Origin of the sequence: Pseudomonas fragi (assembly GCF_002269505.1) — a bacterium.
GTDB classification, from domain to species: Bacteria; Pseudomonadota; Gammaproteobacteria; order Pseudomonadales; family Pseudomonadaceae; genus Aquipseudomonas; species Aquipseudomonas fragi_D.
In genome coordinates this window covers 52253-64390 of the sequence record NZ_NQKQ01000018.1, presented here as the reverse complement: position 1 = coordinate 64390, position 12138 = coordinate 52253, and the positions used below count along the sequence as shown (strand labels likewise).

The window sequence follows — 12138 nt, the reverse complement described above, 5'->3', positions numbered from 1 at the left end:
AGGTGGCACGAATTGTGAAGCTGTCTGCTGCCTTGGCACTAGCTTCGTCAATAAAGCGATAGCCACCGGATAAGGAGAATACAGATGGCCAGTTCTACGATTACCGGTGTCGGCTCGGGCTTTGACACTATCGGTATTGTGAAAGCCTTGGTTGATGCTGAAAAAGCACCCAAGCAAAGCCAGATTACTGCGCAACAAAAAGATACCACCATTCAGTTGTCCGCCGTGGGTACGGTAAAGGCTTCGCTCGAAACCTATCGTGCAGCCATTGCCAAGCTCAACAGCGTTTCCAGTTTCAACGGTCTGGCCGCTACGTCGTCAGACGAAAAAATTTCCAAAGTCAGCATTGATGACAAAGCCTCCACCGGCACCTATGCGCTGGACGTGAGCAAGTTGGCGACCTCGTCAAAAATCACCAGTAAGGTGTTTGAGGGTGGTACTTCCTCGGTCGTGAACTCGGGCACTGAGCCTACGACCCTGACCATTTCGCAGTCCGGCTCTGACTACAATGTCTCTATCCCCGCAGGCGCAACCCTTCAGCAGACACGTGAAGCGATCAATACGCAGTTGCAGTCCAAGGGCGTCAGCGCCAACGTTTTGACCGATGCTAATGGTTCGCGTCTGGTAATTGGCTCGCAGACCACGGGTAAGGGCACCGACATCACCATCAGCGGTGATTCAGAGCTGTCGACTGGCTACGACGCCGGTAAAGCGCCGGTAAATGCGGAATACACCATCGATGGCATCGCCATGGAGTCGTCGAGCAACAAAGTCACTTCCGCCATCAGCGGTGTGACCCTGGAGCTGATTGATACCAAAGCGTCTACCATCACCGTTGCCTCCAATACCGCAACGCTGAAAACCTCGGTACAGTCGTTTGTCAGCGCCTACAACGCGCTGTTGACCAGTATCAATACCCAGACCAAGGTTACGGCCACTGGTGATGCGGCAACCACTACCTCGGGCGCCCTGACTGGCGATGCGTCGATGCGTCAACTGGTCAGCGGCATTCGCAACGAGTTGCTGCAAAATTCTGCCTCGTCAAGCATGGGCAGCTTGTCCCAGATGGGGATCAGTACCGATCAAAAAACCGGGTTGCTGACATTGGATGACAAGCAGTGGGACGCTGCAGTCGCCAAGCCTAATGGCGCCACTGAAATTGCCAAGGTGTTTAGCGGTGATAACGGCCTGGTGGCGCGCATGACCAAGGCGACCGATAGCTATGTGGGTACGACCGGGCTGCTGGCCAGTCGCGTGACTGACTTGAATACCAAACTCACGGACCTGACCACTCAGCAAGCGGATCTGGATAGGCGCATGGATAGTCTGAAAACGTCTCTGACTTCCAAGTACACCGCCATGGACACCCTGATCGCCAAGATCAACGCCAGCAGTTCCAGCATCATGACCACGCTCAATTCGCTGAATAACCCTAAAACCAGCTGATTTCGCCCCTTTGCGCGGCTAAAGCTTGCGCCGCGCCGGTCGATATAAGAATCAAGAACCAGTCATTTTTGCCTGACACCGTAATGAGGTAGAAACATGAACCCGATGCGCGCCCTTCGTCAGTATCAGAAGGTTAATTCCCACGCTCAAATCTCCGAAGCCAGCCCCCACCGTCTGATTCAGATGCTGATGGAAGGTGGTCTGGACCGTATGGCCCAGGCCAAGGGCGCGATGAGCCGTGGTGATATCCCGCAGAAGGCCATGTTGATCACCAAGGCCATCGATATCATCACCGGCCTGCGTCAGGGCCTGGATGAAGAAAAGACCGACGACAAGGCCGCGCTGGAGCAGCTGGACAGCCTGTACGAGTACATGGCCGTGCGCCTGACCCAGGCCAATGCCAAGAACGACCCGGAAATCATCGATGAAGTGGCACGCCTGCTGATCACTGTAAAAAGTGGTTGGGATGCCATCGCCCCGCAATAAGCCAGAGGAGTGCGTCATGAGCCAACTGCAACGTATTCAGGAAACCCGCGAAGCGCTGATTGATGCCCTGGCCGAGCGCAACTGGGATGCCATCGGCGAGCTGGATTCGGCCTGTCGGGTGTGTGTCGAGAATGTGCTGGACGAAGCACCCCTGGATGAGGCGGTGTTGCGCGAAAATCTGGAGGGGTTGTTGGTGGTGTATCGCATGTTGCTGGAGGCCGCGACCGATGAGCGTCAGGCGGTCGTTGAGCAGATGGGGCAGATCAACCAAGCAAAAAATGCGTCAAAGGTTTACCATCTATTCGGTTAAGGCCTAAAGAATATGTGGTTAATTACGTTTTAAACCGCCATAAATTTGACTCGGCACAGTTTTTTGACTTAACTAGCACGTTATTCTGTATTCAGTCGTCTTAGATATCCAACAGGGTTAGGACGTCTACATATGTCCTGCCATCCGGGGCATTGAGTTGACTAGGGAAGTTGCTATTGCATGTGGCGTGAAACCAAAATTCTGCTGATCGATGACGATAGCGTCCGCCGCCGTGATTTGGCGGTGATTCTGAATTTTCTTGGCGAAGAAAATTTGACCAGCCCTAGTCATGAGTGGGAGCAGGCTGTCAGTGCCTTGCCGTCCAGTCGTGAGGTGCTCTGCGTGCTTGTAGGCACCGTGAGCACTGCGGGTGGCCTTTCAGGACTGCTTAAGACACTGGCCGCGTGGGATGAGTTCCTGCCGATCATGCTTTTAGGTGAAGTTTCTGCCCTCGACTTGCCTGAAGACCAGCGCCGCCGGGTGTTGTCCAGCCTCGAAATGCCCCCCAGCTACAGCAAGCTGCTTGATTCCCTGCACCGTGCCCAGGTCTATCGCGAGATGTACGACCAGGCCCGCGAGCGCGGCCGTCATCGTGAGCCCAATCTGTTTCGCAGCCTGGTCGGTACCAGCCGGGCGATCCAGCATGTGCGCCAGATGATGCAGCAAGTGGCCGATACCGATGCCAGCGTGCTGATCCTCGGCGAGTCTGGCACCGGCAAGGAAGTGGTGGCGCGCAATCTGCATTACCACTCCAAGCGTCGCGACGCGCCGTTTGTGCCGGTCAACTGCGGGGCGATTCCTGCCGAGCTGCTGGAAAGCGAGCTGTTTGGTCATGAGAAGGGCGCCTTTACCGGGGCCATCACCAGCCGCGCCGGGCGTTTTGAGCTGGCCAATGGCGGCACGCTGTTCCTCGACGAAATCGGCGATATGCCGCTGCCGATGCAGGTCAAGCTGCTGCGTGTATTGCAGGAACGTACCTTTGAGCGTGTGGGCAGCAACAAGACCCAGTGCGCCGATGTGCGGATCATTGCCGCGACCCACAAAAACCTCGAAAGCATGATTGAAGTCGGCGTCTTCCGCGAAGACTTGTACTACCGCCTCAACGTGTTCCCGATTGAAATGGCGCCACTGCGTGAGCGGGTCGAAGATATTCCGTTGCTGATGAACGAGCTGATTTCGCGCATGGAGCACGAAAAACGCGGTTCGATCCGCTTCAATTCTGCCGCCATCATGTCGTTGTGCCGTCATGCATGGCCGGGCAACGTGCGCGAACTGGCCAACCTGGTGGAGCGCATGGCGATCATGCATCCGTACGGGGTAATTGGCGTCGTTGAGCTGCCGAAAAAATTCCGCTATGTGGACGACGAAGACGGGCAGATGGTCGACAGCCTGCGCAGCGATATGGAAGAGCGCGTGGCCATCAACAATGCCTCAACGGACTTCGTGGCCAGCGCCAATGCGATGCTGCCGCCGGAAGGCCTGGACCTCAAGGACTACCTTGGCGGGCTGGAGCAGGGTTTGATCCAGCAGGCACTGGATGACGCCAACGGCATCGTTGCGCGGGCGGCCGAGCGTCTGCGGATTCGTCGTACCACCCTGGTCGAAAAAATGCGCAAGTACGGCATGAGCCGTCGCGAAGGTGAAGAGCAGGCGGATGATTGACTTATGGTACGTCGATCGTCTGTAGTCGCAAAGTCGGTCTGCGTGGTGTGTGAGGCTACCCTCGCAGGCTGGTTTGGCAACTGCTGCGCAGTCGATCGCAGCCTTCGTTCCTGGTCAGCGACTACGGTTGCAAGGCGACCGTTGGATGTATCCCGATAATTCACCGCAATCAGGCACGGGTATTGCTTCGCTTGGTCTAACGGACCGTTTTATGACGGTCAGCCAAGCGAGTACGCCCCATGTCTCAAGCCGCCGTCCAGTTGTCCTCGGCCCCCGATCCCTACAGTTTGCTTGAAGCCCGCGTCTCGGAGTTGACCGGCGAACTGGCAGTGGTCAGTGCGCAGCGCATGGCCGAGCTGGCAGAGAAAGAACGGCTGGCCAACCGCCTGCAACACCTGCTCGACCTGCTGCCCGGCGGGATCATCGTGATTGATGACCGCGGCCGCGTGCGCGAGGCCAATCCTGCGGCCTGCGAGCTTTTGGGGCTGCCGCTTGAAGGCGAGTTGTGGCGTCATGTGATTGCCCGCTGTTTTGCACCACGGGAAGACGACGGCCACGAAGTGTCCCTCAAGGACGGTCGGCGCCTGTCGATCGCCACCCGCTCGCTGGACGCCGAGCCCGGGCAGTTGGTGTTGCTCAATGACCTGACAGAAACCCGTCGCCTGCAAGACCAGCTCGCGCGCCATGAACGCCTGTCGTCTCTGGGGCGCATGGTCGCTTCCCTGGCCCACCAGATTCGTACACCGCTGTCAGCCGCGCTGATCTACGCCAGTCATCTGACCGAGCAGGCGCTGCCGGTGGAAACCCAGCAGCGCTTCGCCGGGCGCCTTAAAGAGCGTCTGCACGAGCTGGAGCATCAGGTGCGCGACATGCTGGTTTTTGCTCGTGGCGAACTGCCATTGAGCGACCGGGTTACCCCCAAGGTGCTGATGCAAGCCCTGCAGGCCGCCGCGCAAACCCATGTCCAGGGTGTGGCAATCCGCTGGCAGTGCGATGCCTACACGGGCCAGTTGCTGTGCAATCGCGACACCCTGGTCGGCGCGCTGCTCAACCTGATCGAAAACGCCTTGCAGGCTGGTACGTCGCAGGTGCGGCTCAAGGTGCATCTGTATCGCCGCGATAACAGCCTCAGGTTGTGTGTCAGCGACAACGGCAGTGGCATTGAGCCGCACGTGCTGGCGCGCCTGGGCGAGCCGTTTTTTACCACCAAGGCCACCGGTACCGGTCTGGGCCTGGCGGTGGTCAATGCCGTGGTGCGTGCGCACCAGGGGCAATTGCAATTACGTTCGCGGCGGGGGCGTGGCACCTGTGCCTTGCTCAGCTTGCCGCTGATTCCCGTTGTCGCGGAGGCAAACTGATGGTGATGCGAATTAACGTGCTGTTGGTCGAGGACGATCATGCGTTGCGCGAGGCCCTGGCAGACACGCTGTTGTTGGCCGGTCACGGATTTCGCGCCGTCGGTTCGGGGGAAGAAGCCCTGGCTGCAGTGATGCTGGAGCCCTTCAGTCTGGTGATCAGTGACGTCAATATGCCCGGTATGGATGGCCATCAGTTGCTTGCGCGCCTGCGCGCCTGCCAGCCGCAATTGCCGGTACTGCTGATGACGGCTCACGGCGCCGTGGAGCGGGCGGTGGATGCCATGCGTCAGGGGGCGGTGGATTATCTGGTCAAGCCGTTTGAGCCCAAGGCCCTGCTTGATCTGGTCGCCCGCCATGCGTTGGGCAGCCTCGGCGTGGCCGACAGCGAAGGGCCAGTGGCGGTCGAACCAGCCAGCGCACAGTTGCTGGAGCTGGCTGCGCGGGTGGCGCGCAGTGATGCCACGGTGTTGATCTCGGGCGAATCGGGCACCGGCAAAGAGGTGCTGGCCCGCTATATTCATCAGCACTCCCATCGGGTTGATCAGCCGTTTGTGGCGATCAACTGTGCGGCGATTCCCGACAACATGCTCGAAGCCACCCTGTTCGGTCATGAAAAAGGCGCCTTTACCGGTGCGATTGCCGCCCAGGCCGGCAAGTTCGAGCAGGCCGATGGCGGCACCTTGTTACTCGATGAAATTTCCGAGATGCCGCTGGGTTTGCAGGCCAAATTGCTGCGCGTGTTGCAAGAGCGCGAAGTGGAGCGGGTGGGTGGGCGCAAGCCAATCGTGCTGGATATTCGCGTGGTCGCCACCACCAACCGCGACCTGGCGGGAGAAGTGGCGGCAGGGCGTTTTCGCGAAGACCTGTACTACCGTCTTTCGGTATTCCCTCTGGCCTGGCGGCCGTTGCGCGAACGTACTGCCGATATTCTGCCGCTGGCAGAGCGGCTGCTGGCCAAATACATCAGCAAAATGAAGCACACTGCTGTAGGGTTTTCGCCCGATGCCAAGGCCTGCCTGAGTGCTTACCCGTGGCCGGGCAATGTGCGCGAGCTGGATAACGCGATTCAGCGGGCGTTGATCTTGCAGCAGCGCGGTTTGATTGAGGCGGCAGATTTTTGCCTGGCCGGGCCTGTGGCCTGTGCACCTTTGCCGCCGTTGGCGGTGGAAGTTGTGGAGTCGGCGGGCGGCTTGGGCGATGATCTGCGCCGCCGCGAATTCCAGATGATTATCGACACCCTGCGCGCCGAGCGTGGCCGGCGCAAGGAAGCTTCCGAGCGTCTGGGTATCAGCCCGCGCACCTTGCGCTACAAGCTGGCGCAAATGCGTGATGCGGGGATGGATGTTGAGGCTTATTTGTTTGCTTCGGGCTGACAGGCGCCCCCTTTTTTTGTGGGAGCGAGCCTGCTCGCGAAGCAGGCGCAGCGGTTCATCAGGTGCATACGGTGAAGTCTTCGCGAGCAGGCTCGCTCCCACAGAGTTGAGTGACTTTTTGCCTGCGACGTTTTGTAACGGTAATTGTTATAAATCGACAAGGAGCTGGCACCCTTGTTGCTACACCTCAATATGCGCTGTGAAAGTGTCAAAAAAATGCGGGTCGTCGGAGGCAGTTGTCCATGAGCCAAGGTATTGAATTTAATCGATTGATGTTGGACATGCGGGCCATGCAGATGGACGCCATGGCGCAACCGAAATCGGCTGTGCAGGCCGCTCCCGAAGCGGGTGCCAGCAGCTTCTCCGACATGCTCGGCAATGCGATCAACAAGGTCAGCGAAACCCAGCAGGCGTCGAGCCAGCTGTCAAACGCGTTCGAGATCGGCAAAAGCGGGGTCGACCTGACTGACGTAATGATCGCCTCGCAGAAGGCCAGCGTTTCTTTCCAGGCCTTGACCCAAGTGCGTAACAAGCTGGTTCAGGCTTACCAAGACATCATGCAGATGCCGGTTTAAGGGCGATATCAAGTCATGGCAGATGCACTCCCGGATAACGTTCCGGCCAAAGCAGGCGCAGGCGGCGGCAAACCGCTGTTTGGCCTGACCTTCCTCGACAATCTGGGCGATATGACCATGCTGCGTCAGGTCGGCCTGATGGTCGGCCTGGCGGCGAGCGTGGCGATCGGCTTTGCCGTGGTGCTGTGGTCCCAGCAACCCGATTACCGGCCGCTGTACGGCAGCCTGGCCGGTATGGATGCCAAGCAGGTCATGGAAACCCTGGCCGCCGCCGACATTGCCTACACCGTTGAGCCCAATTCCGGCGCCTTGCTGGTCAAGGCCGATGACGTTTCCCGTGCCCGCCTCAAGCTGGCCGCTGCTGGCGTAACCCCAACAGACGGCAATATCGGTTTCGAAATTCTCGACAAGGACCAGGGCCTGGGCACCAGCCAGTTCATGGAGGCCACACGCTATCGTCGTGGCCTTGAAGGCGAGCTGGCGCGGACCATTTCCAGCCTCAACAACGTCAAAGGCGCACGGGTTCACCTGGCCATCCCGAAAAGCTCGGTGTTTGTCCGTGATGAGCGCAAGCCCAGCGCTTCGGTTCTGGTAGAGCTGTACTCGGGGCGTTCGCTGGAGCCTGGGCAGGTGCTGGCCATCGTCAATCTGGTGGCCACCAGCGTGCCCGAGTTGAGCAAGTCGCAGATCACCGTGGTCGACCAAAAAGGCAATCTGCTGTCGGATCAGGGTGAAAATTCCGAGCTGACCATGGCCGGCAAGCAGTTCGACTACAGCCGCCGTATGGAAGGCATGCTCACCCAGCGCGTGCACAACATCCTGCAGCCGGTGCTGGGCAATGACCGCTACAAGGCCGAAGTGTCGGCCGATGTGGACTTCAGCGCAGTCGAGTCCACCTCCGAGCAGTTCAACCCCGATCAGCCGGCCCTGCGCAGCGAGCAATCGACCAGTGAGCAGCGCACCGCCAGCAACGGCCCGCAGGGCGTGCCCGGGGCCCTGAGCAATCAGCCGCCGAGCCCGGCCAGTGCGCCGCAACAAACCGGTCAGGGCGCTGCTGGCGGGGCAGGGATGATCCAGCCGGGCCAGCCGTTGCTCGATGCTAATGGCCAGCAAATCATGGACCCGGGCACCGGCCAGCCGATGCTGGCACCGTACCCGGCCGACAAACGTTCGCAATCGACCCGCAACTTTGAGCTGGACCGCTCCATCAGCCACACCAAACAGCAGCAGGGCAGGGTCAATCGCCTGTCGGTGGCGGTGGTGATCGACGACAAGATCAGCGTCAATCCGGCCAACGGTGAAATCACCCAGGTGCCGTGGACCACCGACCAGCTGGCGCGCTTTACCCGTCTGGTGCAGGACGCCGTAGGCTTCGATGCCAGCCGTGGCGACAGCGTCAGCGTGATCAACGTGCCGTTCTCCACCGAACGCGGTGAAGTAATCGCCGATATCCCGTTCTATTCCCAGCCCTGGTTCTGGGATGTGGTCAAGCAAGTGCTCGGCGTGCTGTTTATTCTGGTGCTGGTGTTTGGCGTGCTGCGCCCGGTGCTCAACAACATCACCGGTCACGGGCGCAACAAGCAGGTGGCCGGCATCGGCAGCGATGCCGAGATGGGTGGCTTGGGCGGTCTTGATGGCGAACTGGCCAACGACCGTGTCAGCCTTGGCGGCCCGCAAAGCATCATGTTGCCAAGCCCGAGCGAAGGTTATGACGCGCAGTTGAATGCAATCAAGAGTCTGGTCGCAGAAGATCCGGGTCGTGTAGCCCAAGTAGTAAAAGAGTGGATCAATGCCGATGAGTGATAACCGCGCCGCCGCCAATGCCAAGTTGACCCGGGTCGACAAGGCCGCCATTTTGCTCCTGTCGCTGGGCGAATCAGATGCCGCCCAGGTGCTGCGCCATATGGGGCCCAAAGAGGTCCAGCGGGTGGGTGTGGCGATGGCGCAAATGCGCAACGTGCACCGCGAGCAGGTCGAACAGGTGATGAGCGAATTCGTCGAGATCGTCGGCGACCAGACCAGCCTCGGCGTGGGTTCGGACAGCTACATCCGCAAAATGCTCACCTCGGCCCTGGGCGAAGACAAGGCCAACGGCCTGATCGACCGTATCCTGCTGGGTGGCAACACCAGCGGCCTGGACAGCCTCAAGTGGATGGAACCGCGTGCTGTGGCCGACGTAATCCGCTTCGAGCACCCGCAAATCCAGGCCATTGTGGTGGCATACCTCGACCCCGACCAGGCCGGTGAAGTGCTGGGTCATTTCGACCAGAAGGCGCGCCTGGACATCATCCTGCGGGTCTCGTCGCTCAACACCGTGCAACCGGCAGCGCTCAAGGAGCTGAACCAGATCCTCGAGAAACAGTTCTCCGGCAACTCCAATGCGGCGCGCACCTCATTGGGCGGTGTCAAGCGGGCGGCCGACATCATGAACTTCCTCGACAGTTCGATGGAAGCGCAGTTGATGGACTCGATCCGCGATATCGACGAAGACCTCTCGGGCCAGATCGAAGACCTTATGTTCGTGTTCAACAACCTGGCCGATGTCGACGACCGCGGCATCCAGGCGTTGCTGCGTGAAGTGTCCTCCGATGTCCTGGTGCTGGCGCTAAAGGGCTCCGACGAGAACGTGCAGGAAAAGATCTTCAAGAACATGTCCAAACGTGCCGCCGAACTGCTGCGCGACGACCTGGAAGCCAAAGGCCCGGTGCGCGTCAGCGATGTCGAGACCGCGCAGAAAGAAATCCTCACCATCGCCCGCCGTATGGCCGAAGCCGGAGAAATTGCTCTCGGCGGGAAGGGCGGCGAAGAGATGATCTAAGTGAGCAGCGGCGAATCCCCCGGTGATGTGATCCGTGCCAAGGATGTCGGTGCTTTCGATGTATGGGGTTTGCCCAGCTTCGATCCGTGGCGCGAGCCCGAGGCAGAGCCCGAACCCGAGCCGGTTGAAGAACTGCCCGAGATGGAAGAAGTGCCGCTGGATGAAGTTCAGCCGCTGACCCTCGAAGAGCTCGAAAGCATTCGCCAGGAGGCTTACAACGAAGGCTTCGCCACGGGTGAGAAAGAAGGTTTTCACAGCACCCAGCTCAAGGTTCGCCAGGAAGCCGAAGCGGCGTTGACGGCCAAGGTCAACAGCCTGGAACGCTTGATGAACAGCCTGCTGTCGCCACTGGCCGAACAGGACCAGCAGCTTGAAAAAGCCATGGTCGGGCTGGTCGAGCACATGACCCGGCAAGTGATCCAGCGCGAGCTGAAAACCGATTCGAGCCAGATCGGGCAAGTGCTGCGCGAGGGTTTGAAGCTCTTGCCAATGGGCGCTGAAAATATCCGTCTGTTTATCAATCCGCAGGACTTTGACCAGATCAAGGCTCTGCGCGAGCGTCATGACGAGCAATGGCGGATTGTCGAAGACGACAGCCTTCAGCCCGGCGGTTGCCGGATTGAAACCGAACACAGCCGTATCGATGCCAGTATCGAAACCCGCATCAAGCAGGCCATGAGCCAGTTGCTTGACCAGCTCCACGAACAGGTACTGCATCCGGCGGCGCCTGATATCGATATCGACCTCGATGCACCTTAAGCGTACCAGCTTCGCCAAACGCCTGGGCAGCTACGCTCCGGCGGTGTCCTTGCCCGTGCAGCCGGTGGTTGAAGGCCGTTTGCTGCGCATGGTCGGCCTGACCCTGGAGGCCGAAGGCCTGCGTGCCGCCATGGGCAGCCGCTGCCTGGTGATCAACGACGACAGTTTTCACCCGGTGGAAGTCGAAGCCGAGGTAATGGGCTTTAGTGGCAGTAAAATTTTCCTGATGCCCGTCGGCAGTGTGGCCGGCATTGCGCCAGGCGCCCGAGTGGTGCCGTTGGCCGATAATGGCCGCTTGCCTATGGGGATGAGCATGCTCGGCCGGGTGCTCGATGGTGCCGGGCGTGCGCTGGACGGTAAGGGCCCGATGAAGGCCGAAGACTGGGTGCCGATGGACGGCCCCGCCATCAACCCGCTCAAGCGCGACCCGATCAGCGTACCGCTGGACGTGGGCATTCGCAGCATCAATGGTTTGTTGACGGTGGGTCGCGGTCAGCGGCTGGGCCTGTTCGCCGGCACGGGCGTGGGCAAGAGTGTGCTGCTGGGCATGATGACCCGTTTTACCGAGGCCGACATTATTGTGGTGGGCCTGATCGGTGAGCGGGGTCGTGAGGTAAAGGAATTTATCGAGCATATCCTTGGCGCCGAAGGCATCAAGCGCTCTGTGGTGGTGGCATCGCCTGCCGATGATGCGCCCTTGATGCGTTTGCGCGCGGCGATGTATTGCACGCGGATTGCCGAATACTTTCGCGACAAGGGCAAAAACGTCCTGTTGCTGATGGACTCCCTGACCCGATTCGCCCAGGCCCAGCGGGAAATCGCCCTGGCCATTGGTGAGCCGCCCGCGACCAAGGGCTATCCGCCTTCGGTGTTCGCCAAGCTGCCAAAACTGGTGGAGCGTGCGGGTAATGCCGAAGCCGGGGGTGGTTCTATCACCGCGTTTTACACGGTGCTGTCAGAAGGCGATGACCAGCAGGACCCGATTGCCGACTCGGCACGGGGCGTGCTTGACGGCCATATCGTGTTGTCCCGCCGATTGGCTGAAGAGGGCCATTACCCGGCCATCGATATTGAAGCGTCCATCAGTCGGGTCATGCCCTCGGTGGTGAGCGAAGAGCACATGCGCCGCGCCCAGCAGTTCAAACAACTCTGGTCCCGCTTCCAGCAAGCTCGGGATCTGATCAGCGTGGGCGCCTATGTGCCGGGCGGCGACCGCGAGACCGACACGGCGATTGCCTTGCAACCGGCGATGGTGGGGTATCTGCGCCAGGGGTTGAACGACAATATCAGCCTGGCCGAGAGTGGCGGTCATCTGGGCAGCATCTTCGCCCCTGCAGCCGGGGGTTAATCG

11 protein-coding genes are annotated in these 12138 nt (G+C 59.9%); all 11 read left to right on the top strand.

Features of this window, described 5'->3' with window-relative positions:
• Window positions 1-84 precede the first annotated feature (84 nt).
• The 11 genes from fliD to fliI all read left to right on the top strand — a co-directional run bounded on the left by fliD (window position 85) and on the right by fliI (window position 12135).
• Entirely contained in the window at window positions 85-1446 is a 1362-nt protein-coding gene (gene fliD, locus CJU81_RS16200) for a flagellar filament capping protein FliD (RefSeq protein WP_095037450.1), read from the top strand.
• A 96-nt stretch (window positions 1447-1542) separates the two neighbouring features.
• Window positions 1543-1932, top strand: coding sequence for a flagellar export chaperone FliS (fliS, locus tag CJU81_RS16195; RefSeq protein WP_095037449.1), 390 nt, complete (start codon window positions 1543-1545; stop codon window positions 1930-1932).
• Window positions 1933-1948: 16 nt separating this feature from the next.
• Window positions 1949-2242: a flagellar protein FliT gene (locus tag CJU81_RS16190; RefSeq protein ID WP_095002618.1), complete on the top strand. Its 294-nt coding sequence runs from the start codon at window positions 1949-1951 to the stop codon at window positions 2240-2242.
• A gap of 180 nt (window positions 2243-2422) precedes the next feature.
• Window positions 2423-3904 (top strand): sigma-54 dependent transcriptional regulator, encoded by a 1482-nt coding sequence (locus tag CJU81_RS16185; RefSeq protein WP_095037448.1) that lies wholly within the window; start codon window positions 2423-2425, stop codon window positions 3902-3904.
• 239 nt (window positions 3905-4143) lie between these two features.
• Window positions 4144-5262 carry a sensor histidine kinase gene (locus tag CJU81_RS16180; protein WP_095037447.1) on the top strand — a complete coding sequence of 373 codons (1119 nt, stop codon included), beginning with the start codon at window positions 4144-4146 and terminating at the stop codon, window positions 5260-5262.
• Window positions 5263-5267: 5 nt separating this feature from the next.
• On the top strand, window positions 5268-6635 hold the full coding sequence (locus CJU81_RS16175; protein WP_095037470.1) for a sigma-54-dependent transcriptional regulator: 1368 nt from the start codon (window positions 5268-5270) through the stop codon (window positions 6633-6635).
• Between the two features lie 242 nt (window positions 6636-6877).
• Window positions 6878-7210, top strand: a complete 333-nt coding sequence (gene fliE / locus CJU81_RS16170; protein WP_016781577.1) for a flagellar hook-basal body complex protein FliE — start codon at window positions 6878-6880, stop codon at window positions 7208-7210.
• Window positions 7211-7225: 15 nt separating this feature from the next.
• Window positions 7226-9013 carry a flagellar basal-body MS-ring/collar protein FliF gene (fliF, locus tag CJU81_RS16165; protein ID WP_095037446.1) on the top strand — a complete coding sequence of 596 codons (1788 nt, stop codon included), beginning with the start codon at window positions 7226-7228 and terminating at the stop codon, window positions 9011-9013.
• Entirely contained in the window at window positions 9006-10028 is a 1023-nt protein-coding gene (gene fliG, locus CJU81_RS16160; protein WP_083369860.1) for a flagellar motor switch protein FliG, read from the top strand. The genes fliF and fliG overlap by 8 nt, the downstream gene beginning before the upstream one ends.
• Window positions 10029-10787: a flagellar assembly protein FliH gene (gene fliH / locus CJU81_RS16155; protein WP_095037445.1), complete on the top strand. Its 759-nt coding sequence runs from the start codon at window positions 10029-10031 to the stop codon at window positions 10785-10787.
• Window positions 10777-12135 carry a flagellar protein export ATPase FliI gene (fliI, locus tag CJU81_RS16150; RefSeq protein ID WP_095037444.1) on the top strand — a complete coding sequence of 453 codons (1359 nt, stop codon included), beginning with the start codon at window positions 10777-10779 and terminating at the stop codon, window positions 12133-12135. The genes fliH and fliI overlap by 11 nt, the downstream gene beginning before the upstream one ends.
• Window positions 12136-12138: the final 3 nt, after the last annotated feature.

Coding starts and splice junctions, on each gene's coding strand:
- fliD (WP_095037450.1), top strand. CDS start 85: ATGGCCAGTTCTACGATTACCGGTGTCGGCTCGGGCTTTGACACTATC.
- fliS (WP_095037449.1), top strand. CDS start 1,543: ATGAACCCGATGCGCGCCCTTCGTCAGTATCAGAAGGTTAATTCCCAC.
- CJU81_RS16190 (WP_095002618.1), top strand. CDS start 1,949: ATGAGCCAACTGCAACGTATTCAGGAAACCCGCGAAGCGCTGATTGAT.
- CJU81_RS16185 (WP_095037448.1), top strand. CDS start 2,423: ATGTGGCGTGAAACCAAAATTCTGCTGATCGATGACGATAGCGTCCGC.
- CJU81_RS16180 (WP_095037447.1), top strand. CDS start 4,144: ATGTCTCAAGCCGCCGTCCAGTTGTCCTCGGCCCCCGATCCCTACAGT.
- CJU81_RS16175 (WP_095037470.1), top strand. CDS start 5,268: ATGCGAATTAACGTGCTGTTGGTCGAGGACGATCATGCGTTGCGCGAG.
- fliE (WP_016781577.1), top strand. CDS start 6,878: ATGAGCCAAGGTATTGAATTTAATCGATTGATGTTGGACATGCGGGCC.
- fliF (WP_095037446.1), top strand. CDS start 7,226: ATGGCAGATGCACTCCCGGATAACGTTCCGGCCAAAGCAGGCGCAGGC.
- fliG (WP_083369860.1), top strand. CDS start 9,006: ATGAGTGATAACCGCGCCGCCGCCAATGCCAAGTTGACCCGGGTCGAC.
- fliI (WP_095037444.1), top strand. CDS start 10,777: ATGCACCTTAAGCGTACCAGCTTCGCCAAACGCCTGGGCAGCTACGCT.